This is a genomic window from Rhodococcus triatomae (assembly GCF_014217785.1).
Lineage (GTDB): Bacteria > Actinomycetota > Actinomycetes > Mycobacteriales > Mycobacteriaceae > Rhodococcus_F > Rhodococcus_F triatomae.
Genome location: NZ_CP048814.1, coordinates 4,600,419 through 4,624,932 on the forward strand (window position 1 = coordinate 4,600,419; position 24,514 = coordinate 4,624,932).

A 24,514-nucleotide genomic window follows, 5' to 3' on the forward strand; every position below is an offset into this window, starting at 1 on the left:
ACAGAGTAGGGACCCCACCCCCACCCCCGCCGCCGCCGGTCCGTCGCCGCGGTGCTGTGATTGAGCGATGGATGTCGGTGACTGGATGCTGTTGCTCACCGCGGCGACGGCGGCAGGCTGGGTCGATGCGGTGGTCGGCGGTGGTGGCCTGATCCTGCTCCCGGCACTGTTTCTCGTCCTCCCCCAGCTGACTCCGCAGGCCGCTCTCGCGACGAACAAGCTCACCGCGTCGACCGGAACCGCCGCAGCGGTGTGGACGTTCGCGCGCCGGATCCCCATGAACTGGCGGGTGTTGATTCCCGCCGGTGTGTTGTCGGCGGTCACCGCCGCGGCCGGTGCCGCGACAGTGTCGCTCATCGACAAGGACGTCTTCATCCCGGTGATCATGGTCGTGCTGGTGGCCGTCGCCGTGTTCGTCACCGCCCGGCCACAGTTGGGGACGGTGCTCGCGCACACCCAGCCGTCCGCGCGGAAGACGGCCGCGGTCGTCGGCCTGGCCGCCGCCCTGATCGGCTACTACGACGGAATACTCGGCCCGGGTACAGGCACCTTCCTGATCATCAGCTTCGCGACGTTCCTCGGCACCGAGTTCGTCCGGAGCGCCGCCATGGCCAAGGTGATCAACCTCGGATCCAACATCGGCGCACTGACGTTCTTCGCCGTCACCGGGCACGTGTGGTGGACGCTCGGCCTCGCGATGGCCGTCTGCAACGTCGCGGGCGCGGTGATCGGCTCGCGCATGGCAATCGACAAGGGCGCCGGATTCGTCCGGGTCACGCTGCTGATCGTGGTCGTGGCGATGGTGATTCGCCTCGGCTGGCAACAATTCGGGTAGCACCGCTGCCCGTGCGGCACTGGGGCTACGGTGGTCCCGTGACGAACACGCGGGGGGTGGACCCCGATTTCCTGGCCCTGCCGTTGCGGGAACTGGCCGACGCCGCACTGACGGCGGCGCGCGCCGCGGGCGCCGATCACGCGGATCTGCGCGTACACCGGCTGGTGCAACAGTCGATCCGCCTGCGCGACGCGGAGGTCCAGGCCGACGTGCACACGGTCGAGATCGGCTTCGCCGTCCGCGTACTGGTCGACGGTACGTGGGGCTTCGCATCGCATCCGGAGCTGACCGCCGAGCGCGCCGCGGAGACCGCCCGCCAGGCCGTCACCGTGGCCCGGACCCTGCGCGTGCTCAACCACGAACACGTCGTTCTCGCCGACGAACCCGTCTACCCGGACGTCAGCTGGGTGTCCGAGTACGCCCTGGACCCGTTCGAGGTGCCCGGCGCGGAGAAAGTCGGCCTCCTCACCGATTACTCCCGGCGGCTGCTGGACACGACCGGTGTCGATCACGTCACCACGTCCTGCCTGCTGGTCAAGGAGCAGACCTTCTACGCAGACGTGGCCGGTTCGGCGATCACCCAACAGCGTGTCCGGGTACACCCGGAGTTCGAGGCGGTGGCCGTCGACCGCGACGGCGGATTCGACAGCATGCGCACCCTCGCTCCCCCGGCCGGGCGCGGCTGGGAGTACCTCGGTGCGGACAGCACCTGGGACTGGGACGGCGAACTCGCCCGCATCCCGGGGGATCTCGCCGAGAAGCTCCGGGCGCCGACCGTGGAGCCGGGGCCCACCGATCTGGTGATCGACCCGACGAACCTCTGGCTGACCATCCACGAATCGATCGGCCACGCCACCGAGTACGACCGGGCCATCGGCTACGAAGCCGCCTATGCGGGAACGTCCTTCGCCACCCCGGACCAACTCGGGTCCCTCCGCTACGGCAGCGATTTCATGCACGTGACCGCCGATCGCACGTTCGCCCACGGGCTCGCCTCGGTCGGCTACGACGACGAGGGCGTGGCCACCGGGTCGTGGGACCTCATCCGGGACGGGGTCCTCGTCGGATACCAACTCGACCGTTCCTTCGCGCCGCGCCTGGGCTTGGCGCGTTCCAACGGATGCTCCTACGCGGATTCCGCGCATCACGTGCCGATCCAGCGGATGGCCAACGTGTCCCTGCAGCCCGATCCGGCCGTGGACCGCAGCACCGCCGACCTCGTCGCCGACGTCGAGGACGGCATCTACGTCGTCGGAGACAAGTCGTGGTCGATCGACATGCAGCGATACAACTTCCAGTTCACCGGCCAGCGGTTCTACCGCATCCGGAACGGGGCGCTGGCCGGCCAGGTGCGGGACGTGGCGTACCAGGCCACGACCACCGAATTCTGGGGGTCGATGGAGGCGGTCGGCGGTGCGTCGACGTGGCGACTGGGGGGCGCGTTCAATTGCGGCAAGGCGCAACCCGGCCAGGTGGCGGCCGTCAGTCACGGGTGCCCGTCGGCACTGTTCCGCGGCGTGAACGTGCTCAACACCAGGACGGAGAGCGGACGATGATCCCGGCGCAACAACTCGTCGAACAGGTCCTCACCCTCGCATCCGTGGACGACACGATCGTGCTCGTCACGGACACCAGCGACGCCTCACTGCGGTGGGCGCGCAGTTCGATGACCACCAATGGCATCTCGACCTCGCGGCGCTGGTCGGTGATCTCGGTCGTGCGCGACGGTGACCGGGCCCGGGTCGGTGTGGTCACGACGGGCACCGTGGACGCCGCCGACGTGTCCGCGGTGGTGCGGGCCAGCGAGGAGGCGGCTCGCGGCGCGGAGCCCGCCCCGGATGCACGGGAGCTCGTCCACGCCGGAGTGATCGACGAGCACTGGGGCGAGCGAGCCGAGGGCACGGAGATCGGTGTCTTCGAACAGCTGGCCCAGGACCTCGCCCGCGGATTCGACAGCGGCGCAGACCTGTACGGGTTCGCCGAACACAGCGTGCAGACCGTCTGGCTCGGCACGTCCGCGGGAGTGCGCCGCCGGTTCGTGCAGCCGACCGGGTCGGTGGAGATCAACGGCAAGCGCGGCGACGACAGCGCCTGGGTGGGCGTGAGCACCCGCGACTTCACCGACGTGGCGAGCACGAAGATGCTCGAGGACCTGCATACCCGGCTGGATTGGGCGGCGCGCAGGATCGATCTGCCCGCAGGCAGATACGAGACCCTGCTACCGCCGTCGGCCGTGGCCGATCTGATGATCTACCTGATGTGGTCCATGGACGGTCGTGCCGCCCAGGAAGGCCGTTCGGCGCTGTCCGCACCCGGCGGTGGCACGCGGGTCGGCGAGCAGCTCTCGACGCTGCCGCTCACCCTGTACTCGGACCCGCATGCGCTGGGAATGCAGTATGCGCCTTTCGTCGCCACATCCGCCTCGTCGGATTCGGTCTCGGTCTTCGACAACGGCATGGACGCCGGGCGGGTCGACTGGGTGCACGAGGGCGCCGCGGCGGCCCTCGCGTACCCGAGGGCCGCCGCGGCCGAATTCGGCACCACCGCAGCGGTTCCCGGCGACAACCTGATCCTCGAGGGCGGCGGACCGGTCGGCCTCGACGAGATGGTTGCCGCCACCGAACGCGGTCTGCTGCTGTCCACGCTGTGGTACATCCGTGAGGTGGACCCGGCGACGCTGCTGCTCACCGGCCTGACCAGGGACGGGGTGTATCTCGTCGAGGACGGCCAGGTCACCGGCTCGGTCAACAACTTCCGGTTCAACGAGAGCCCACTGGACCTGCTGCGCCGGGTCTCCGAGGCCGGCCACACCGAGCGCACCCTGCCACGCGAATGGAAGGACTGGTTCACCCGCACCGCGATGCCCGCGCTGCGAATCCCGGACTTCCACATGTCCTCGGTGAGTAGGGCGAGCTGACCATGCCGATCCTGAACAAGGACATGACGGTCTGCATCTCGCTGGCCGGCCGGCCGAGCAACATCGGTACCCGGTTCCACAACTATCTCTACGACGAGCTGGGGCTGAACTACCTGTACAAGGCGTTCACCACCGATGATCTCGAGGGCGCGATCCGCGGTATCCGTGCGTTGGGGATCCGTGGCTGCTCGGTCTCCATGCCGTTCAAGGAGGCGATCATTCCGCTGGTCGACGTGGTCGAGGAGTCTGCGGCTGCGATCGACGCGGTCAACACCGTCGTCAATGACGACGGTGTCCTCTCCGCGTCCAACACCGACTACGAGGCGGTCGCCGAACTCCTCGCCGAACACGAGGTGGATCCCGGGTCCCGGGTCCTGCTGCGCGGCTCCGGCGGCATGGCGAAGGCCGTGGTCGCCGCCTTCCGTGGTGCCGGATTCGATGACGTGACGGTGCTCGCCCGCAACGAATCGGCGGGCAGCGCGCTGGCCGGGCGTTACGGCTACCGGCACGTCCGCGAGGAGAACGCGGCTCCGGCGACGGATCTCCTCGTCAACGTCACTCCCCTGGGCATGGACGGACCGGACGCCGATGCCCTGGCCTTCGACGAGTCCCGGATCCGTGCTGCCACCACGGTGTTCGACGTCGTGGCGTTCCCCAGCCGCACGCCACTGATACGTGCCGCAGCCGAGGTCGGCGTCCCGGTGATCACCGGGACAGAAGTCATCGCACTTCAGGCAGCACGCCAGTTCGCCCGCTACACGGGTGTGGTGCCGGACCGGAATCTGGTCGAGCGGGCCTCGCAGTTCTCGCGCGCCTGAATCAGACCTCGCCTCGCTCCTTGCACCCCCTTCGGCTCCGGGCACCCAGTCCAGCTGGCGACTGAGGGTCAGACAGCCGGGCGGGGTGCGAGCGTGCCACGGAGGCAATGCCCTCGGAGGGGGTGCAGCTTCATCCCTTTCGGATGAGGTGTCATCCCTCCGTGCTGGCCGATACTGGTGTCCACGCACGTCGGGCCAAGCAAGGAGTGTCGATGACCGGAGAGCAATCGCGTGAATTGCGTGAGGTGGCTGCGCACGCCTACATCTACGGCTTCCCGCTCGTGTTCAACCTGGAGCAGGTCGATCGCTACGTCCGCGAAGGGGTCGGCGCAAGCCCGGCGGCGCCGTTCAACACCTTCTCCCATTCCAGGACGCTGGCCGGTCCGGCCGACACCTTCGTCACGATCAACAACGACACCCTGTATTCGATGGGGCCGATCGATCTGTCGGTCGGCCCGGTGGCCCTGCACGTCCCGGACACCGCGGGCCGGTATTACGTCTTGCAGTTCGTCGATGCCTGGACCGACAACTTCGCCTACGTCGGGCACCGTGCCACGGGTACCGCCGCCGGCGACTACCTGCTCGTTCCGCCGGGCTGGTCCGGCGAGGCCCAGACGGGAACGACCGTCATCGCCTTTCCCACCACCGTCGGCTCGATCGTGGGCCGGTGGGCCTGCGTGGGTGACGCGGACCTGCCCGTCGTGCACGCCCTGCAGGACGCGACGACGCTCACACCGCTCGACCCCGACGCTCGCCCGGCCGGACTCCCGGCGCCGGACCCGGGCGTCGACGCAGACCTGCTGTTCCTGGAAAAGCTGAGGCTGTGGTCTCAGGCCTTCCCGCCCGCGCCGCGCGACTGGGAACTGCAGGATTCGCTCGCGCGCATCGGAATCGGCCAAGAAGGTCGCTCACCGTATGCCGATGCCGATGCCGAGACGGCCGATGCCCTGCGGGCCGGCCTGGAGGCCGGTGCGAACAACCTCGACACGGCGCTGAAGCACGGATCCAGTCCGCAGGTCAACGGTTGGACACTGACGCTGCACGCCTTCGACTACAACCTCGACTACTTCGAGGTCGGAGCACTGGACGACCCCCGGTTCACGATCACCGACCCGAAGCTGCGGATCATCGAACGTGCCGCCGCTGCCAAGGGCGGACTCTGGGGCAACCACGCCTACGAGGCCGCCTACATCATGACTTACCTCGACGACCAGGGCGCGCAACTCACCGGCGCCCACACCTACACCCTGAGACTGGACCCGACCCCACCCGTCGGTGCATTCTGGTCGATCACCATGTACTCGGTCCCGGACTTCTATCTGGTCGACAACCCCGTCGACCGTTACTCCATCGGCGACCGCACCCCCGGCATCGTCTACGACGACGACGGTGCACTCACCATCACGATCAGCCACACCGCGCCCGACGACCCGACGGCCCGAGCGAACTGGCTGCCCGCGCCGGCCGGTGAGTTCCGTCCCGTCCTGCGGATGTACGAGCCCGACGACTCGGTACTGGAGCAGAGGTACGTCGTTCCCGCGATCACCAGGACCTGACCACGGGCCACCTCGATACCTCAATACCTCGAACAGGCTCCCCTGCAAGGAATTCGGACTGGGACGCTACTTCGAGACCTGCATCCGAGGCGGAAGTTCGAGCGCGGGGTCGAATTCGTCCTCGTCGTCGAACTCGTTCTCCTCGAGAGTCTTGAAGTACCGCGTGATCGTCTTCGTGGACACGCCGATTTCCTCGGCGATCCGCTTCTTCGACATGCCCTGCCCGTACAGGTACCGGATGTAGTTGCCCTTCGTGTCGTCCACCGCCCTGGGCCGGCCGCCGACCCTGCCCCGCTCGCGCGCCGCCATCAGGCCCGCCGACGTCCGTTCACGAATCAGGTTGCGCTCGAACTCCGCGATCGCCGCGAAGATGTGGAAGATGAGCTTCCCTCCGGGAGTGGATGTTTCGATCCTGTCGTTGATCGATTCGAGTTGCACACCGCGTGCATCGAGTTCGTTGACGAGCTTGATCAGGTGGAGCAACGACCGCCCGAGCCGATCGAGGCGCCACACCACCAGGGTGTCGCCGGGGCGCAGGTAGGCGAACAGCTTCTGCAACTCCGGGCGGTCCTCCTTCGCTCCGGACGCGTGGTCGGTGAAGATCTTCCAGCACCCGGCCGCCTGTAGGGCGTCGAGTTGCAGATCGGTGTTCTGGAGTCCGGTCGACACCCGGCAGTAGCCCAGTTTCGAGCCGCCCTCACTCAGATTTGGACGGTCGATGCCCGTGTCGGACGTCTTCTGCAGCGTCACGGCCACCGATCCCGAGGGTTCCGCGGGTCCACGGACCCCACCGGGGCGCTCCCGTCGCCGGAGAACGAAGCCACGGGACAAAACCCGACCATGGACGCATTGTGTCCCATTCGGTTGTGTCCAGGGTTTTTGTCCGGTGCCGACCTGCGGCGTTCGACGGAGCCGATTCGCGTCCGGCACCGGGACAAATTCGGTGGTTTGTGTCCGCCGGCAAAGGCACTGGTGGAACGGATCAGCAGGGGCGAACTCACGGTGCGTCCGGCGCCGACACGACGATGCCGATGGTGCCCGACTTACCCCGCCGGAGCAGGCTGCCCTTCATCGCGAGCCACCCGACGATCCCGTACTTGCGAGAGATCGCGGACCGCGCCCGCTCGGTACCCGCCGCGTCGAGGATCGTCGCGCGGCCGGCGATCGCCGCACCTTTCGGGTTGCCGCGGGCATCACAGGCGGCGACGGTGACCTCGGGGTTGCGGCGGATCCGCTTGACCTTGTAGGAGTCGGTGACAGTCCACACGACGAGCCCGTCTCCGTCGGGAGCAGCCCACAACGGAGTGGGTACCGCGGAACCGTCCTTCCGGAACGTCGTGAGCAGAACGTATTTCGCATGCGCAAGATCGCCGAGGCTCATCACTTCATCGTAGTGCGAGTCCCCGACACCGCCAGGACTCTGCGACCGAGCGCCGAATTCCGGACGCGGCACCGGGCCGGGCGTCGTACCGTGGAACCACGCGGACGAGGAGTCACCGATGAGTCGATTCACCGATGCCGAAGCACAGTTCCTGGACGGGCAGCGTCTCGGACGGCTGGCCACACTCGGGCCGGAGGGTGGGCCGCAGTGCCGCCCGGTCGGATTCCGGCTCAACCGCGAGTTCGGCACCGTCGACATCGGCGGCTACGACCTGGCGCGCACCCGCAAGTATCGCAACATCCAGGCGGATCCGCGGGTGTCGTTCGTCGTCGACGACCTCGAGAGCATCGACCCCTGGCGTCCGCGCGGAGTCGAGATCCGCGGTACGGCGGAAGCGCTCGAATCCGAGTCCTTCGGCGGACGCGTCGGGCCGCTCATCAGGGTGCGGCCCATCCGCATCCTCGCCTGGGGGCTGGGATCACCCGACCACCCCTCTCCAGGCTGACGAGTGCAGGGTGCTCCGACGATTGCAATCCAGAAGGAAACCGGTCGAAACACGGCGGCAATGCAACGCCGTCACTGTGTCCTCATGCATCCGAACAGTCCAGCCGGCGCGGTCGTGACCACATCCCCGGGCGTGCAGAAGTCGACCTGTCCGCCGGACCGCCTTCCTGTGGACGTGCGGGCACGCTGGTTCCGTACCGTCCGCGCTCTTCGCGAGTTGCCGGCACCGTCGCGTTCTCCGCTCCCCTACAACCCGGCGTCTTGATCCCCGCCGGGGCGGGAATCTTCGAGAAGGAACTCGAGTAGCGGCTCGGTCCTGCCGAATACCGCGTGCCCCACTCCCGGCAGGGTCATGACATCGGCGTGCGGAATGCACTCGCGCACCCGGCGCGCCGTCCCCGCCGAATCGAACAGGACATCGCTGTCGCCGACCGTCACCTGAACGGGTACCCGGACACCGCGGAGTGCCTCGTCGCCGAACACCGGTAGCCGGGTACGCGGCCTGAACTGGGTGAACGTCAATGCCACCTCGTCCAGGAGTTGCCGGTACTCCCGGCCGTGCAGGCCGGTGACCGTGGCCGCGGACCGACGGATGCCCCGCCTGCCGAACAGTCGCAGGAGGAGGGCGCGCGGAATCCAGCCCACCTTCTGACGGCCGATGCCGCCGGGGCACAGCAGTGCCAGCCGCGTGACTCGTTCGGGCCGGCGGATCGCGTAGTCCAACGCCGTCCAGGCACCGAGAGACATTCCGAGGAGCGCGGCGTTGCCGATTCCCTCCTCGTCCAGAACCGCGTCCAGCCACGACGCACAGGCGTCGGAGTCCAACGGTGGCCGTGTCGGCGCACTCCGTCCGGGCTCGCCGACGAGGTCGACAGCGTAGGTGCGGAAGTGGCGCGACCAGGACTCCACGTCGTCGCGCCACGCCGTCGTGTTCGCTCCCGATCCGTGCAGGAGAACCAGCGGTGGTGCTCCGATCGGACCGGAGGCCACCACGAAGGTCTCACCCACGTGGGTGGGAATGTGGTGGTGCTCGGCGGCGACCGGCCACGCGCCCAGCGCCTCCGTATAGCGCCGGGCGATCTCCTGCGCACCGGTGGCGGACCGATAGATCGCGCTCACGTGGACAGGATCCCGTCCACGTAGTCGAGAAGGCGCGCGGTGTCCGTCACCGCACCGATGACGACGATCTTCATCCGGGCTCGCTCCTCGTCGTACACGGTCTGCACCCGCAACGGGGAGTCCCCCGGACGACCGGTACCCGCTGCGCCGAGCAGGAGCGTCGAGACCCGATCCGCCGTTGCCCGATCGACGGCGTCGACCTCGACGATGCTCGACACCTCGGCGTGTCGCCGACGAACCACGCTGTCCCGCAGTGGTTCCGGAACCGCGCGCCCGGTGAATGTCTCCAGGTCCTCCCGGGCGATCCGGTACTGCTTCCCGATGCGCACCGCGGGAAGTCTGCCTTCCCGGACATAGTTGCGGATCGTGCGCACGTGAAGCCCCAGGTGTTCTGCCACCTGATCCACGGACAAGAATGCATCGCTCACAGACACACTCTATATGCATGTATAGAGACGATCAATCAGGACAGTTGAGTGCTTTTCGGGAATCTCTCATGCTTCGACGCCAGCGCATACGGGCTCCCCGGGACCACCGTTGACATATTACAACTCTGTGTCTACCGTCATAACAACGAACGCTCTTTTGTTCGCGATGGCGAATCAGTTACCCGCATTTGTTGCGTCACGAGACACTGGAGGAAGCTGTGTCCACCCTCTCCTATACCGAATCCGACGGCCGGACAGCCCTGTGGCGAGACCGTAAGCGCTACCTGTGGCTCCTGGCGCTCATTCCGTCCTCGGCCACGTTCATCGCCTGGGGCATGGTCTGGCTGACGAGCTGGAACGTCTTCTGGTGGGCGGGTCCGATCATCGCCTTCGTGATCATCCCGATCATCGATGTTCTCGCCGGTGAAGACGGTAAGAATCCGCCCGACGAGGTGATCGACGCCCTCGAGAACGACCGCTACTACCGCTGGTGCACCTACGCCTACATTCCGCTCCAGTACTCGTCGTTCGTTCTCGCGTGCTACGTCTGGGCGAACTGGGATCTCAGCGTGCTGTCCAATATCGGGCTCGCCGTCACCGTCGGTGTCACCGCTGGTATCGGTATCAACACCGCCCACGAACTCGGCCACAAGAAGGAGAACGTCGAGCGCTGGCTGTCGAAGATCGTCCTCGCCCAATCCGCGTACGGGCACTTCTACATCGAGCACAACCGCGGGCACCACGTCCGGGTCTCCACTCCGGAGGATCCCGCGAGCTCGCGGTTCGGTGAGACCTTCTACCGCTTCTGGCCCCGCAGCGTCGTCGGCGGAGTGAGGTCGGCGTGGCATCTCGAGAAGGCCAGGTTCGAGCGTCTGGGCACCACGCACTGGAGCATCAGGAACGACGTCCTCAATGCGTGGCTGATGACCCTCGTTCTCTTCGCCGCCGTCTTCGCGGTCTTCGGGATCGGCATCTGGCCGTACGTCCTCATCCAGGCGGTCATCGGCTTCTCCCTGCTGGAGGGGATCAACTACCTCGAGCACTACGGGCTGCGTCGGCAGAAGACGGCGTCCGGACGCTACGAGCGATGCACGCCCGCCCACAGCTGGAACAGCGATCGCCTGTGCACCAACGTGTTCCTGTACCACCTGCAGCGACACAGCGACCATCATGCGAATCCCACCCGCCGCTACCAGACGTTGCGCAGCATGGACCAGGCTCCGCAGCTCCCCGGTGGGTACGCGAGCATGATCCTGCTCGCGACGGTGCCGCCACTGTGGCGCACGGTGATGGACCACCGGGTGCTCGACCACTACGACGGCGACATCACCCGGGTCAACGTGCAGCCCGGAAAGCAGGAGAAGATCTACGCCCGCTACGGCGCGACCGTCGACGGCGGTGCCGCATGAGCGCCTACATCTGTCCCGTGTGCGACTACGTGTTCGACGAAGCCTCCGGTGACGCCCGCGAGGGTTTCCCACCCGGCACCGCCTGGGACACCGTCCCCGACGAGTGGTGCTGCCCGGACTGCGGCGTGCGGGAGAAAGTCGACTTCCTTCCCCACCCCGCAGGCGCACGGCCCGCCGGCTGATTCCCGAACACCCCACCCCCCTGGAGAACCGTCATGACCGAGACCGCAACCACCTACAAGCTGTTCCGCTGCCTCCAGTGCGGCTTCGAGTACGACGAGGCACTCGGATGGCCCGAGGACGGGATCGAGCCGGGCACCCGCTGGGACGACATCCCCGACGACTGGTCCTGCCCGGACTGCGGCGCCGCCAAGTCGGACTTCGAGATGGTCGAGGTCGAGCGGTGACCTCCTCGGTGCCCGCGGACGGGCGGATCGTCGTCGTCGGAACCGGCGTCGCCGGTGCCACCGCGGCGCAGACACTGCGGAGCGAGGGCTTCTCCGGATCGATCGTGCTGGTCGGAGAGGAATCGGAGATCCCCTACCGGCGCACGGCAGTGTCGAAGGGTCTGCTGTCCGGAAAGTCGGACATCACTCGTGTCGCACTGAAGCCGGCGGCGCACTGGCCCGACATCGACGTCGAGTTGCTCACCGGAACCACGGTGGTCGACGTCGATGCCGCGGCACGGACGGTGACGCTCTCCGACGGCGAGCACCTCGGCTACGACGTCCTCGTCCTGGCCACCGGTGGGCGTCCCCGAACGCTGGGGCCTGATCATCCGCGCATTCACCACCTGCGGGCCTACCGTGACGTGCCTGCGCTCTACGAACGTCTGGCGGCCGGGGAGCGGCTGCTCGTGGTCGGCGGCGGCCTCATCGGGTCCGAGGTCGCCTCGACGGCCCGGGACCACAGCTGCGCCGTCACCGTCCTCGAGGCACAGACCCGGCCGCTGGCGCGCCTCCTTCCCGAAGCCGTCGGGTCGGTGGTCACCGAGCTCCACAAGAGCGCCGGAGTGGATCTGTACACCGAGGTCACGCTGTCGACGCTCGAGGCGGACGACACCGGGATCGTCGCCGTGGCCGCCGACGGCCGACGCTGGGCCGCCGACGCCGCGGTGGTGGCGATCGGGATGGATCCGGCGATCGAACTCGCCGAGAGAATCGGGGCCCGGATCGACGGCGGCGTCGTCGTGGACGAGTGGTTCCGCACCTCGGTCGACGGGGTCTACGCGATCGGTGACGTCGCGACGATTCCCCACGCCGCCCTCGGCGGGTGGTACCGGTGCGAGCACTGGAACAGCGCACTCGATCACGGTGCCGCCGTGGCACGGTCGATCCTCGGCACGGGGGCGCCCTTCGGCGCGGTACCGTGGTCCTGGTCCCAGCAGTTCGGGTCCAACATCCAGGTGGCGGGGTGGCCCGGCGCCGACGACGAACTCCTGGTCCGGGGCGACCTCGACGGGCGGGACTTCACCGCCCTGTGCCGACGGGACGGACGGCTGGTCGGAGCGGTGTCCATCGGGCGCCCCAAGGACATCCGCGCCGTGCGGGTGCTGATCGAGCATGCTCCGTTCACCACGGATCGGGTGCTCCTCGATCCGGAGACCGACCTGACGGCGCTGAGTGCGGCCGCGAGACAATGACCACTTTCATGTCCACCATGTTGACGCCGCCGCGTACCGATGCCAGTCTTCCTGACATGTCCACGCCGCGTACACGTGTCCCCTACCAGGAGGCGGCGCGTCAGCTCCTGCGCGACACCGTCCTCGACACGACCCGCGAATTGCTGGCGGCCACACCGTGGAACGAGATCACGATGGCGGACATCGCCCGTGAGTCCGGAATGAGCCGGCAGACCCTGTACAAGGAATTCAGTTCGCGCCAGGGCCTCGCCACCGCGTACCTGCTGCGGCTGGTCGACGCTTTCCTCTCGGGAGTGCGGCGCCAAGTCGAGACCCACGAGAACGACGCGCGCGGCGCGATCGAGTCGGCACTGGCCGGATTCTTCGCCGAGGGCGTCCTCGACCCGATGGTGCTCAATATCGTCGGTGACCGCCCGCAGCACGATCTGCTGAGTCTCGTGACCACGGACGGCACCCCGATTCTCGACCACGCCACCGAGGAACTCTGCCGGATCTTCATGGACAGCTGGGCGAATCTGAGCCGCCACGACGGCGAGATCTTCGGCGCCACCGTCGTCCGGCTGGCGATCAGCCACCTGACGCTCAACGTCGGAAACCCCGACCGGGTCGCGTCCGATCTCGCCGACCTGTTCGCGCCCTTCCTGGAACAGGCGGTGGCTAGGTCTTCCGGCCGGTGAAATGCGTCATCGTCTGATTGACGCCGAGCACATCCATCACCTTGTCGAAGACCGGCACGGGAAACAGACGTCCGGCCGGAAGTAGCCGGACCAGCGCCGGGAGGACGAGACGCCTTCGGCCCGACTCGATCCCGTCGAGAACGGCAGTCGCGACCTTCTGTTCGTCGAGGATGGGAAGCAGGCGCGGAAACCTGGTCCGGACACCGTCGAACATCCCGGTGTCGATGTAATAGGGACAGACGATGAACGTCCGCACCCTCGACCCCTGCGTGCGCAACTCCGCACGGAGCGACTCGTCGAAACCGACAGCCGCGAACTTGCTCGCCGAGTAGTCGGTCTGCTGCGCCACTCCCACCATTCCGGCCGCGCTGGCGATGGTCACGATCGCGCCCCGGTCGCGGGCGAGCATGCCGCCGAGAAACGCTCGGGTGACCCAGTACAGGCTCAGCGTGTTCACCTCGAACGTGCGCCGGATCTCCTCGTCCGTCGCGTCGAGAAGTGGTTTTCCGTCGACGATCCCAGCGTTGTTCAGGAGAATGTCGATGGCGCCTGCTTTCTCGGCTGCGGCGGCCACCGCAGCCTGATCCGTGACGTCCACCGCGGCGAACTCCGCACGACCGCCGGCGCTGCGGATCTCGGAACACACCCGCTCCGCCGCATCCGCCGCGATGTCCCAGATCACCACCTCGGCACCTCGTTCGGCCGATCCCAGCGCGAACAGTCGGCCGAGCCCGTTTCCTCCTCCGGTCACCAGTACTCGCGCTCGCGCGAACGACGATCCTCTACCCACGTCCGGTCTCTCCTTCGTCGGTGTTCTCCGGTGTCACGACACGATCCGCGTTGCGCGGCAGGATGATCGCCACGACGACGGCACCGACGGCGAGCGCTGCGGCACCTGCCCAGCTGGCGCGAACCACGGCGTCCGCGAAGGCCTCGGCGGCAGCGTTCGTCAGCTCGCCTGCACGGGCCGACGTCAACGGGTTCTTCGTCATCTCCTCGGCGACCAGCGTTGCTCCCCCGACAGAATCGCCCGCCGCGTCCATCGCTTCCGCGACGAGATCTGCCTGCGGGCCGGTGAGGGCAGGGAGCGAGAGGCTCGACAGGAATCCGGCGATCGAATCCTTGAACCCGGTCGCGAGGACGGAGCCCAGCACCGCGATTCCCAGCGCGCCACCGAGTTCCATCGCCGTGTCGTTGAGACCGCCCGCCGCGCCGAGATCGTCCTCGTCGAAGCTGCCCATGAGAGCGTCGGTCGCCGGTGGCGCCGCCATCCCGATTCCGGCCCCGAGCAACACCAGGAGCGCCACATAGTTGGCGTAGCCCGACGTGCCGTCCACGAATGTCGTGGAGAGGACACCCGATCCCGCGACCAGGAGGCCGACCACGATCGTCACGCGAATTCCGAACCGACGGGAGATCCACGAACTCAGCATCGAGCCGGCGGAGACGGCCACGGCCAACGGCAGCAACCGGAGCCCGGTCTCGAGTGGCCCGAACCCGAGGACGAACTGGAACTGCTGGGTGACGAAGTAGATCGCCCCGAAGGCGACGAACATCAACGTGCCGACCGACAGCGCGGAACCACCGACGAGCGGCTCCCGCAGTTTCCCCACCTCGAGCAGTGGGTTGGGATGGCGAGCCTCCCAGCCGACGAACGCCGCCAGTGCGACCGTCGCGCCCACGGCGGCGGCCACCGGCCCGGTTCCCCACCCGAAGTGGAATCCGTCGATGACCGCGTACACCAGCAGCCCCACCGCGAGGACGGAGAGCGCGCCGCCGACCCAGTCGATGCGCCCGAACCCGTCAGCTCGCGAGGGCGGTACGAGGACGAGAACGCCCGCCGCGGCGAGTACCGAGATCGGCACATTGATGAGGAACGTCGAGTGCCAGGAGAACTGCTCGAGCAGCATTCCCGCCAGGAGCGGCCCGAGCGCGATGGCCAGTCCGGTCGTCGCGGCCCACACCGCGACCGCTCGCGCACGTTCCGCCTTCGGGAACGTCGCGACCAGCAGTGACAGTGTCGCGGGCATGATCGTGGCAGCCCCGACACCCATGATCATGCGCGCGGCGACCACTGCCGTGGTCGAATCGGCGAGGCTGCCGAAGATCGCTCCACCGGCGAAGACGGCGAGCCCCACCAGCAGGGCGCCCCGGCGGCTGTACTTGTCACCGAGGACTCCGCACAGCAGCATCAGCGCCGCGTACGGCACGGTGTATCCGTCGATGACCCATTGCAGGTCCGTACTCGTCAGCCCGAGGTCGCGCACCATGTCGGGTGCCGCGACGATGAGCGCGGTATTGGCCATCACCACGATCAGCAGGCTCAGGCAGAGCACGGCGAGCGCTGCCCAGCGCCGACCGTACGGCCCGGTCATCGCATTGACCGGAGTGTTCACCACGATGCCCGGCCGTTGCGGCCTCGTTTGCGTCGTCATCTCCCACACCTTTCTGCACACATATGTGCAAATGTAGATTCGCTGCACATGGTTGTGCAATTAGATTCCCGTCACAGTCCTCCCGGCGGGTCCGACGACGGCGCGTCCCGGCGTTGCGCGAGACTGGAGAACGTGAGTTCCGATGCCACTGCCCACAGCCCCCGCGGTAGAGCCAATCGTTCGCGGATCATCGCGGCCGCGATCGGCGAGTTCGCCGCGAATCCGGATGCGAGCATGGACGACGTGGCTCGCGCCGCCGGCGTGGTCCGGCGAACGGTGTACGGACACTTCCCGAACCGGGATTCGCTGGTCGAGGGCATCGCGGCCGAGGCGACGGCGGCCATCGACAATGCACTGCTGACCGAGGAGGAGCCGGACCGGCCGGAACTGGCCAGTGCCGTGTTCGCGCTCCGGATGTGGCCGATCGGCGACCGCTTCCGCATCCTGTTGTCGTTCGCGCGCCGGGAACTCGGCGAGGACCGGATCCGGGACCTGCTCGCGCCGATCCGCAACCGCACCGTCGACACGGTGCGGCGCGGTCAGAGCACCGGAGTGTTCTCCGGATACCTCGATGCAGAACTGCTGGTGCGCATGGACGAGGCGATGTCACTCGCCCTGCTGGACGAAGCGAACCGCGGGAACATCACCGATCAGGGCGAGACCCTGTCCGTCTCGTCGCTCGTGCTCACCGGAATCACCCCGGATCGAGCGGCGGACATCACACGGGAGGCGCGGGCCTGGCTCGACGCTCACGGGTGAGGCCCCGCGCCCCCGCCACGGTGGTCGTCGGGACCGGTGCCGACGACCACCGTGGCGGACAGTTCGGCGGCGGTCGCGACACGTGCCCGTAGACCGGCTCCCTGCATGAGGCCCAGGGCTTCCGGCGCCTGTCTCGCGCTCACTTCGAAGACGACGCATCCTCCGGGCGACAGCCAGTCGGTGACCTGCGAGACGACCCGCCGTTGCACGACCAATCCGTCGTCGCCACCGTCGAGAGCGCGACGGGGCTCGTGCAGTCGGGCTTCGGGAGGCAGGGTCCGCCATTCCTCACCGGGAACGTAGGGCGCATTGCAGAGGAGGATGTCGACCCGCCCGCGCAGACGGCCCGGCAACGCGTCGAACAGGTCACCCACATGGACCTGCGCGGAGTAGCCGCTGAGGTTGCGCCTCGCATAGTCGGCAGCCACGGGATCGATGTCTGCCGCATGAACCTCGACACCGGCCACCGAGGCCGCGACGGCCGCACCCAACGCGCCGCAGCCACAGCACAGATCGACCACGATCGACCCGGATGCGGCGGCCGCACACACTTCGCGCACCATCAGCTCCGAGCGCCGACGAGGGACGAAGACACCGTCACCCACGGCAAAGCGGAGGCCGTGGAAATCCACCCACCCGAGGATGTGCTCCAGCGGAAATCCCGCCACGCGTCGCTCGATCATGCCGGTGAGCATCGCCGGGGACGTGCCCGCCTCGAGGAGGAGCCGCGCCTCGTCCTCGGCGAACGCACATCCTGCGGCGCGCAGTGTCGACACCACCGAGTCTTCGGTCCATCGGCGCACCGAATGTCCCCTAGGCAGCCGAGAGGAATGCCAGGGCCACCGGTGTCCGAACGCCCGGCCACGTCCCACCGAGCGCGAGATCAGCCACTGCTTCCCCGGTGGGTACTCGGAGCACGCGAAGGACGAACCGCCCTGCCACGACCGAGGTTTCGACTCCCTGTGTGGTGGGTTCGAGAGCTGCGGTCGGGAGGTCTTCCGCGGACCGGGTCCCGTCGCCGGTCCCGGTGACCCGGGCCGTTCCGGGTTCCGGTTCGAGTGCGCCGTCGACCTCGTAGAACTGTTCTGCCTCGTGGCCGCCTCCGAGGATGGTCTCCGCCAGACAGCGCGCGTAGACCGGATCGGCGCACCCGTCGTAGACCCAGCGTCTCCCCAGCACCGAATGGTCCATGGTGCCGACCAGATGCCCGTCCGCGGACGGCAACGGCGCGCCACGGTAGGTGAACGGAACCTGGAGCACCGGGCCGTCCTCGACCCGGACGAGGTGCGTCTCCACGCCGACCTCTCCGTCCGGGTCGTCGAATCGGAACGATGCCACCCGTTGCACCCGGGGCACGGCGGGGCCGTCGTACCAGGGGCGTGAGGGCAGCCACTGCGCGACGAGCTCGAGTTTCGACGGGCGTAGTTCCGCGTGATACAGGATCGCCATGACCCGATCCTGTCACGATCGGATCGGGGCGGCGCCCCGATCCGGCCCGCTCACTCGGATGCCTGAGCTCGACGCAGCTGTTCCGCGTCGTGCGCGCACACGATGAGGAGCTCGGGATCCGCGGCACGAGCGAGTTCGGCCAGGCGCGCGTGGTTGTCACGAACCTGCCGGCGGCTCGTCGCGAACAGGGTCTCCATCACCCGCAGGGTGACGGGGGCGTTCGCCGTGCCGTGAAGCGTGGCCGGATCGTAGAAGGCGTCGCCGCAGTGCAGCACCCAGCGGTGACCGGCGTCGACGGCGACACATGCGTGCCCACGGGTATGCCCGGGCAGGGGTACGAGAACGATCCCGGGTGCGATCTCGCCGAGTTCCCTCGCCCCGGCGAATCCGCGCCAGGGTTCGCCGGTGGGCTCGTGGCCGACGATGTTCGGACCGTGTCCGAGCTGGGCTCTGCGGTACCGAACTCGCTCCTTCAGGGTCGGCGACATCACGGCGGCGGCCTCGGCTGCCGTGGTGTGGACGGTGGCGTGCGGGAAGTCGGCCAGTCCGCCGACGTGGTCGAGATCGAAATGGGTGGCGACGATGTGCCGCACGTCGGTGCGGTCGAATCCCAGGCGCTCGACCTGTTCGAGCGCCGTCTCCGCACGCGAGAGCGCCGGACGGATCACGTGACGTAGCGGACCGAGCCGCCGGCCGGGGTCGTCGATGTCGCGCGCCCCGAACCCGGTGTCGACGAGCACCAGCCCGTTGGCGGTCTCGACGAGGAGCACGTGCGCCACCATCGTGCCGGTCATCGGCGTCATCGTTCCGCAATTGAGGTGGTGGACCTTCATGTCGTGCAGTCCTTCCATGGCCCGACGTACGATATGAACAATGTTCAGTGAATCCGGTTCAGCTTCTCCCGGCTGTCGATTAGTGTCAATGGGCAGTTACAGCAATCGATGCGCGAACCGATGGGGCACACCCGAGTGAACGACGCCGCACCGGCAGACGACCGCCGCCGGGCTCGCACCCGACCCGGCGAGAGCAGGCCGGCCCGACGCCGGAGCATCATGAATGCCGGTCGCGACCTGTTGCGCGAGAACGGCCTCCGAGCACTGCACATGCGGGACGTCGCGCACGGCGCCGGAATCGCCCTGGGCACGGTGTACCTCTACTTCGCGAACAAGGAAGAACTGTATGCCGCGCTGTACGCCGAGCGACTCGAGGAGATGTTCACCGGGCTCGCCCCGGTTCTCGAGGCTCGGCCTGATCCACGGGAGTTCTTCGTCCGGTTCATGTCCGACTACCGGCTGCTGCATGCCGAATTCGGGAAGGATGTCCACCTGCTCGCAGCAGGCGGCGGGGAAGGCGGGATCGACCAGGAAGCAGTCGATCCGCTCCTCCACGCGACGACTCGGGTGCTCGCCGGTATTCACGCACGGCTCTCGGAATGGGGTGTCGATCGGCCCGACCTCGCGCTGACCTTGCTGTGGTCCACGGCCACCGGCCTGGCCGATCACTTCAGCGGCCCCCGAACGGCGCTGCTCGCCCCGGACTGGGAGGACGCCGTCGGCTACGCGGCCGAGAAACTGGCGATTGCCCTCTTACCGACTAAATAATATTACGGTACTATTTTTATGTGACCCGACACGCAGACGCAGCCACCAGGCGCAGCCAGATCACCGACGCGCTCCTCGGCGTGGTGGCGGATCTGGGCCTCCAGCGCACCACCCTGACCGACGTGGCGACACGTGCCGGGGTGTCGGTCGGCATGGTGCAGCGCTACTTCCGGAACAAGGACGAACTCCTCCGGTTCGGGATCGCTCACGTCTTCGAACGCGCCGAGCAGCGTGTTCTCGCGATCGAACCCGCACGCCCGCTACGGAACTACGTCGGAGCACTCATGCGGACGGTGCTGCCCCTCGACGCGGAACGAGAGCGAGAGCTCCGGTTCTGGCTCAACTTCCTGCACGTCGCGCTCACCGACACGGAGACGTCCGCGACCCACGAACGTGCCACGGCCGGGCTCCTCGACGGTGTCACCCGCGCGCTCTCCGCCGCCCGGCAACACGGCGAGCTCGCAAGGGAGACCGACCCCGTCGCCGAGGCCTCCGCCCTGGTCGCCTTCGTCGACGGTCTGTGCCTGCACCACGCCCTCGCTCCCGCGGCTTTCCCGACGCGAAGCCTGGAAGAAGCGCTCGAGACCTATCTCGATCGCCTGTTCCTCATCCGATGAGAGGACGCACGATGAGTTCGCACGACAGAGAGCACGAACGCGACGGCGACGAAAGAGACGAGGGAGGAGGGGCACCGCCCGGGCTCCGGCCGGTGCCCGAGACCCTGGAGGCACAACTCGCCTACGCCTGGAGATACATCGGCGGGGCATCCGGAGCGATCCTGACCACGCTCCCCGTCGCGGTCTTCGTCGCTGTCAACGCCTCGTTCGGCCTGTGGCATGCGATCGGGATGTCGGTCGCCACCTCCGTGCTGGTCGGGGCAGTGCAGTTGCTGCGGCGAGAGCCGGTCGGCGCAGCGTTCGTCGGGTTGGGCGGAGTGCTCGTCAGTTCCGCGGTGGCGGCGATCGTCGGCGAGGCACGTGGCTACTACCTGATCGGCAACGTCATCACCGCGGGCATCAGTGCAATCCTGCTGATCTCGATCCTGGTGCGGCGTCCCCTCATCGGGCAGGTGTGGGCAGCCGCCAACTCCCAGGGCACCTTCTGGCGCGAAGACCGGACGTCCCTGCACTACTACGATGCCGCCACTGCACTCTGGAGCCTTCTCGCGTTCGCTCGATTCGCCGTGCAGCAATGGCTCTATCACCTCGACGAGACGACGTGGCTGGGAATCGCGCGGGTGGCCATGGGGTGGCCGTTGACCCTCGTCGCCGTCCTCGCGACCATCTGGGTGGTCCGCCGAGTCGACGAGCGCCGAAAGTCGTACGAGACGGACCACGCACACCCACCGCAGTGACCGCGCACCGGCGCGGCTATTCCCCTTCGAGCTCGCCCTCGGTCTCGAGGTACACCTGCCGCAGCGCGTCGAGGGTCTCCTGCTCGGGTGCCTCCCACATCGAACGTTCGGCGGCCTCGAGCAGCCGCTCCGCGATACCGTGCAGCGCCCACGGGTTGGACTGCTCCATGAACTTGCGGTTCTGCTCGTCGAGGACATAGGACTCGGCGAGCTTCTCGTACATCCAGTCGGCCACCACGTTGGTCGTCGCGTCGTAGCCGAAGAGATAGTCGACCGTCGCCGCCATCTCGAACGCCCCCTTGTATCCGTGACGGCGCATCGCCTCGAGCCAGCGCGGGTTGACCACACGGGCCCGGAACACCCGGGCCGTCTCCTCCGAGAGAGTCCGGGTGCGCACGGCGTCCGGCCGGGTGCTGTCGCCGATGTAGGCCTCCGGATCCGATCCGGTGAGCGCCCGCACCGTGGCGACCATGCCGCCGTGGTACTGGAAGTAGTCGTCCGAATCCGCGATGTCGTGTTCACGGGTGTCGGTGTTCTTCGCGGCCACGGTGATCCGGCGGTACGCCGAGCGCATGTCGTCCGCGGCGGGGACACCGTCGAGGCCCCGTCCGTACGCGAATCCGCCCCAGGTGGTGTAGACGTCGGCGAGATCCTGGTCCCCACGCCAGCTCTTCGAGTCGATCAGTTGCAACAGCCCGGCGCCGTAGGTTCCCGGCTTGGAACCGAAGATGCGAGTGGTGGCGCGGCGTTCGTCACCGTGATCCGCCAGATCCGCACGGGCGTGGGCACGCACGAAGTTCTGCTCGTCCGGTTCGTCGAGTCCGGCCACGAGCCGCACGGCGTCGTCGAGCAGCGCGAGCACGTGCGGGAACGCGTCCCGGAAGAAGCCACTGATCCGGACGGTCACGTCGATACGCGGCCTGCCGAGCTCGTCCGGGTCCACGGCCTCGAGATCGACCACGCGGCGGCTCGCCTCGTCCCACACGGGGCGCACCCCGAGCAGGGCGAAGACCTCGGCGATGTCGTCGCCGGACGTCCGCATCGCGGAGGTGCCCCACACTGACAGCCCCACCGAGCGCGGCCAGTCACCGTGATCGGCGCGGTACCTCGCGAGCAGCGATTCCGCCATGGCCTGACCGGTCTCCCACGCCAGCCGGGAGGGAACCGCCTTCGGGTCCACCGAGTAGAAATTGCGGCCGGTGGGCAACACGTTGATCAGCCCGCGCAGGGGCGACCCGCTCGGTCCCGCGGGGATGAAACCGCCGTCGAGTGCGTGCAGGACCCCCTCGATCTCGCCATCGGTTTCCCGCAGCCGGGGCACCACCTCGGTGGCGGCGAACCGGAGGATCTTCGCGACGGTCGGGTCGTCCGTCACCTCGTCGGCGGTCGCCGGATCCCACCCACGGTCGGCCATCGCACGCACCAGCGCCTGCGCCTGCTGCTCGATGTCGTCGACCCGGGTGCGGGACTCGTCACCGTTCTCACTGAGCCCCAGGGCTTCGCGCAGACCAGGGACCGATTGCTCGCCACCCCACATCTGCCGGGCCCGGAGCATCGCGACGACCAGATCGATCTCGGCATCGCCCTCCGGCGCCTGCCCGAGGATGTGCAGGCCGTCCCGAATCTGGACGTCCTTGATCTCGCACAGCCAGCCGTCCACGTGCAGCAGCATGTCGTCGAACACGTCCTCCTCGGGACGCTCGGTCAGGCCCAGGTCGTGATCCATCTTCGCCGCACGCATCAACGTCCAGATCTGCTGACGGATGGCGGGCAGCTTGGCCGGGTCGAGCGCGGAGATGTTCGAGTGCTCGTCCAGGAGCTGTTCGAGCCGCGCGATGTCGCCGTAGCTCTCGGCGCGCGCCATCGGCGGGATCAGGTGATCCACGAGGGTGGCGTGCGCGCGGCGCTTCGCCTGGGTGCCCTCCCCCGGGTCGTTCACCAGGAAGGGGTAGATCAGCGGCAGATCGCCGAGCGCCGCATCGGTGCCACAGGCAGCGGACATACCGAGTGTCTTGCCCGGTAGCCACTCCAGATTGCCGTGCTTGCCGAGGTGCACGATCGCGTCGGCATGAAAACCCCCGGCAGCCGACTCGGCCGCGATCCACCGGTACGCCGCCAGGTAGTGGTGGCTGGGCGGCAGGTCCGGGTCGTGGTAGATCGCGACCGGGTTCTCGCCGAACCCGCGGGGCGGCTGCACCATGAGCACGATGTTTCCGAATTGCAGTGCCGCGATGACGATCTCGCCGCGCGGATCCTGCGACCGGTCCACGTACAGTTCGCCGGGGGCCGGGCCCCAGTGTTCCTCGACGCTCTCCCGAAGTTCCACGGGCAACTGCTCGAACCAGGCGCGATAGCGGTCCGCCGAGATCCGGATCGGATTTCCCTCGAGCTGGTCTGCGGTGAGCCAGTCCGGGTCCTGCCCACCCGCAGCGATGAGCGCGTGGATGAGCGCGTCGCCGTCGCCTGCGGACAGGCCGGGCACCGCCTCGTCACCGTCCTCCGGACCCAGGTCGTACCCGGCGGCCCGCAGCGCCCGAAGCAGTTCGATGGCGCTCGCCGGGGTGTCCAGACCGACGGCGTTGCCGATGCGGGCGTGCTTGGTGGGATATGCGGACAGCATGAGTGCGATGCGGCGCTGCGCCGCGGGGATGTGCCGGAGCCGTGCGTGCCGCACCGCGATGCCGGCCACTCGTGCCGCACGTTCGCGATCGGGAACGTAGGTGGACAGGCCGTCCGCGTCGATCTCCTTGAACGAGAACGGAACCGTGATGACCCGTCCGTCGAACTCGGGGACCGCGACCTGGGTCGCGACGTCGAGAGGAGTGAGGCCCTCGTCGTTGGACTCCCACGCTTCCCGGCTGCTCGTCAGGCACAACCCCTGCAGGATCGGCACGTCGAGCGCCGCGAGTTCGGCGACGTCCCACGCCTCGTCGTCCCCCCCCGGCGGAAGCGCTCGCCGGCTTCGTTCCCCCCGCGGCGAGGACGGTCACGATCAGCGCGTCGGCGGTGCCGAGAGTCTGCAACAGCGCCTCCTCCGCGGTGCGCAGCGAAGCGCAGAAGATCGGGAGCGGATTCGCTCCGGCCGCGTCCACGGCCTCGCACAGCGCCTGCACGTACCGGGTGTTCCCGGCCAGGTGCTGGGCGCGGTAGTACAGCACCGCGACCGTGGGGCGTGCCGGGTCGGCGGTCGGCGCGAAGTCCGCGACCCCCCAGTTCGGCAGATGGGCGGGCGGGGCGAAACCGTGACCGGTCAGCAACACCGTGTCGGACAGGAAGTGGTGCAGCTGGGCGAGGTTGTCCGCTCCACCTTCCGCCAGATAGTTGTGCGCCTCGGCAACGACCCCGGCAGGCACGGTCGAACACTCCATCAGCTCGGCGTCGGGCGCGTGCTCACCACCCAGCACCACGACGGGCAGGCCACTCCCGACGACGGCCTCGAGGCCGTCCTCCCACGCGCGGCGCCCACCGAGGATGCGCACGATCACCAGGTCGGCGCCTTCGAGGAGTCCGGGCAGGTCCGCGTCGACGAGCAGGCGGGCCGGGTTGGCCCAGCGGTAATCGGCGCCACTGGCACGGGCACTGAGCAGGTCGGTGTCGGACGTCGACAGCAGCAGGATCACGGATCGGCCC

At 68.1% G+C, this 24,514-nt stretch carries 24 protein-coding genes and 1 pseudogene; 15 read left to right on the plus strand and 10 right to left on the minus strand.

All coding sequences use genetic code 11. The features are described 5' to 3' along the window. Positions 1–67 precede the first annotated feature (67 nt). From G4H71_RS21580 to G4H71_RS21600, 5 genes are all read left to right on the plus strand, one after another. Positions 68–835 (plus strand): sulfite exporter TauE/SafE family protein, encoded by a 768-nt coding sequence (locus G4H71_RS21580; RefSeq protein WP_072739131.1) that lies wholly within the window; start codon positions 68–70, stop codon positions 833–835. A 38-nt stretch (positions 836–873) separates the two neighbouring features. Further along, positions 874–2,391 carry a TldD/PmbA family protein gene (locus G4H71_RS21585; protein ID WP_072739161.1) on the plus strand — a complete coding sequence of 506 codons (1,518 nt, stop codon included), beginning with the start codon at positions 874–876 and terminating at the stop codon, positions 2,389–2,391. Next, on the plus strand, positions 2,388–3,752 hold the full coding sequence (locus G4H71_RS21590) for a metallopeptidase TldD-related protein (RefSeq protein ID WP_072739130.1): 1,365 nt from the start codon (positions 2,388–2,390) through the stop codon (positions 3,750–3,752). Before G4H71_RS21585 ends, G4H71_RS21590 begins: the two co-directional genes overlap by 4 nt. Positions 3,753–3,754: 2 nt before the next feature. Beyond that, positions 3,755–4,570: a shikimate 5-dehydrogenase gene (locus tag G4H71_RS21595; RefSeq protein ID WP_072739129.1), complete on the plus strand. Its 816-nt coding sequence runs from the start codon at positions 3,755–3,757 to the stop codon at positions 4,568–4,570. Between the two features lie 212 nt (positions 4,571–4,782). Beyond that, entirely contained in the window at positions 4,783–6,126 is a 1,344-nt protein-coding gene (locus tag G4H71_RS21600; protein ID WP_072739160.1) for a DUF1254 domain-containing protein, read from the plus strand. A 66-nt stretch (positions 6,127–6,192) separates the two neighbouring features. Here G4H71_RS21600 and G4H71_RS21605 read toward each other — a convergent pair whose 3' ends face one another. Then, positions 6,193–6,876, minus strand: a complete 684-nt coding sequence (locus G4H71_RS21605; RefSeq protein WP_072739128.1) for a recombinase family protein — start codon at positions 6,874–6,876, stop codon at positions 6,193–6,195. 247 nt (positions 6,877–7,123) lie between these two features. Then, positions 7,124–7,507, minus strand: a complete 384-nt coding sequence (locus G4H71_RS21610; RefSeq protein WP_072739159.1) for a PPOX class F420-dependent oxidoreductase — start codon at positions 7,505–7,507, stop codon at positions 7,124–7,126. Between the two features lie 118 nt (positions 7,508–7,625). On the opposite strand from G4H71_RS21610, the gene G4H71_RS21615 reads away from it, so the two are divergent. Continuing rightward, the gene (locus G4H71_RS21615) at positions 7,626–8,012 is read left to right on the plus strand and encodes a PPOX class F420-dependent oxidoreductase (RefSeq protein ID WP_072739127.1); all 387 of its coding nucleotides are present in this window, start codon (positions 7,626–7,628) and stop codon (positions 8,010–8,012) included. 245 nt (positions 8,013–8,257) lie between these two features. Here G4H71_RS21615 and G4H71_RS21620 read toward each other — a convergent pair whose 3' ends face one another. Continuing rightward, positions 8,258–9,130 carry an alpha/beta fold hydrolase gene (locus tag G4H71_RS21620; RefSeq protein WP_072739126.1) on the minus strand — a complete coding sequence of 291 codons (873 nt, stop codon included), beginning with the start codon at positions 9,128–9,130 and terminating at the stop codon, positions 8,258–8,260. Next, entirely contained in the window at positions 9,127–9,558 is a 432-nt protein-coding gene (locus tag G4H71_RS21625; RefSeq protein WP_072739124.1) for a helix-turn-helix domain-containing protein, read from the minus strand. The genes G4H71_RS21620 and G4H71_RS21625 overlap by 4 nt, the downstream gene beginning before the upstream one ends. A gap of 218 nt (positions 9,559–9,776) precedes the next feature. Between G4H71_RS21625 and G4H71_RS21630 the strand changes: the two genes are divergently transcribed. Genes G4H71_RS21630 through G4H71_RS21650 form a run of 5 tightly spaced genes read left to right on the plus strand, consistent with a single transcriptional unit; the run spans position 9,777 to position 13,286 of the window. After that, the gene (locus tag G4H71_RS21630) at positions 9,777–10,967 is read left to right on the plus strand and encodes an alkane 1-monooxygenase (protein ID WP_072739122.1); all 1,191 of its coding nucleotides are present in this window, start codon (positions 9,777–9,779) and stop codon (positions 10,965–10,967) included. After that, on the plus strand, positions 10,964–11,149 hold the full coding sequence (locus tag G4H71_RS21635) for a rubredoxin (protein ID WP_072739121.1): 186 nt from the start codon (positions 10,964–10,966) through the stop codon (positions 11,147–11,149). The genes G4H71_RS21630 and G4H71_RS21635 overlap by 4 nt, the downstream gene beginning before the upstream one ends. Before the next feature lie 33 nt (positions 11,150–11,182). Then, entirely contained in the window at positions 11,183–11,374 is a 192-nt protein-coding gene (locus G4H71_RS21640) for a rubredoxin (protein ID WP_072739119.1), read from the plus strand. Beyond that, positions 11,371–12,609, plus strand: a complete 1,239-nt coding sequence (locus G4H71_RS21645; RefSeq protein ID WP_072739118.1) for an NAD(P)/FAD-dependent oxidoreductase — start codon at positions 11,371–11,373, stop codon at positions 12,607–12,609. The genes G4H71_RS21640 and G4H71_RS21645 overlap by 4 nt, the downstream gene beginning before the upstream one ends. Positions 12,610–12,665: 56 nt before the next feature. Beyond that, a complete protein-coding gene (locus G4H71_RS21650) occupies positions 12,666–13,286 on the plus strand; it encodes a TetR/AcrR family transcriptional regulator (protein WP_083343231.1) in 621 nt (206 codons plus the stop codon). Here the strand turns inward: G4H71_RS21650 and G4H71_RS21655 are convergent. Further along, the gene (locus G4H71_RS21655) at positions 13,267–14,076 is read right to left on the minus strand and encodes an SDR family oxidoreductase (RefSeq protein WP_072739115.1); all 810 of its coding nucleotides are present in this window, start codon (positions 14,074–14,076) and stop codon (positions 13,267–13,269) included. The two genes, G4H71_RS21650 and G4H71_RS21655, sit on opposite strands and share 20 nt — an antisense overlap. Next, the gene (locus tag G4H71_RS21660; RefSeq protein WP_083343232.1) at positions 14,069–15,721 is read right to left on the minus strand and encodes an MFS transporter; all 1,653 of its coding nucleotides are present in this window, start codon (positions 15,719–15,721) and stop codon (positions 14,069–14,071) included. Before G4H71_RS21660 ends, G4H71_RS21655 begins: the two co-directional genes overlap by 8 nt. A gap of 132 nt (positions 15,722–15,853) precedes the next feature. On the opposite strand from G4H71_RS21660, the gene G4H71_RS21665 reads away from it, so the two are divergent. Further along, positions 15,854–16,480 (plus strand): TetR/AcrR family transcriptional regulator, encoded by a 627-nt coding sequence (locus G4H71_RS21665; RefSeq protein ID WP_072739113.1) that lies wholly within the window; start codon positions 15,854–15,856, stop codon positions 16,478–16,480. Here the strand turns inward: G4H71_RS21665 and G4H71_RS21670 are convergent. From G4H71_RS21670 to G4H71_RS21680, 3 genes are read right to left on the minus strand one after another with little or no spacing between them, the layout of a single operon-like run. Continuing rightward, positions 16,471–17,283 carry a putative protein N(5)-glutamine methyltransferase gene (locus tag G4H71_RS21670; RefSeq protein WP_072739112.1) on the minus strand — a complete coding sequence of 271 codons (813 nt, stop codon included), beginning with the start codon at positions 17,281–17,283 and terminating at the stop codon, positions 16,471–16,473. The genes G4H71_RS21665 and G4H71_RS21670 overlap by 10 nt on opposite strands. Before the next feature lie 10 nt (positions 17,284–17,293). Next, positions 17,294–17,929, minus strand: a complete 636-nt coding sequence (locus G4H71_RS21675) for a CG0192-related protein (protein WP_072739110.1) — start codon at positions 17,927–17,929, stop codon at positions 17,294–17,296. Between the two features lie 50 nt (positions 17,930–17,979). Beyond that, a complete protein-coding gene (locus G4H71_RS21680; RefSeq protein ID WP_072739156.1) occupies positions 17,980–18,762 on the minus strand; it encodes an MBL fold metallo-hydrolase in 783 nt (260 codons plus the stop codon). Between the two features lie 219 nt (positions 18,763–18,981). Here G4H71_RS21680 and G4H71_RS21685 point away from each other — a divergent pair, with 219 nt between their 5' ends. The 3 genes from G4H71_RS21685 to G4H71_RS21695 are packed head-to-tail and all read left to right on the plus strand — an operon-like array spanning position 18,982 to position 20,884. Then, a complete protein-coding gene (locus tag G4H71_RS21685; protein WP_169847177.1) occupies positions 18,982–19,530 on the plus strand; it encodes a TetR/AcrR family transcriptional regulator in 549 nt (182 codons plus the stop codon). Positions 19,531–19,550: 20 nt separating this feature from the next. After that, positions 19,551–20,147: a TetR/AcrR family transcriptional regulator gene (locus G4H71_RS21690; protein WP_072739109.1), complete on the plus strand. Its 597-nt coding sequence runs from the start codon at positions 19,551–19,553 to the stop codon at positions 20,145–20,147. Positions 20,148–20,158: 11 nt separating this feature from the next. After that, positions 20,159–20,884, plus strand: a complete 726-nt coding sequence (locus tag G4H71_RS21695) for a DUF3159 domain-containing protein (protein ID WP_072739108.1) — start codon at positions 20,159–20,161, stop codon at positions 20,882–20,884. Between the two features lie 16 nt (positions 20,885–20,900). Here G4H71_RS21695 and cobN read toward each other — a convergent pair. Beyond that, a pseudogene (gene cobN, locus G4H71_RS21700) lies at positions 20,901–24,504 on the minus strand (cobaltochelatase subunit CobN). Positions 24,505–24,514: the final 10 nt, after the last annotated feature.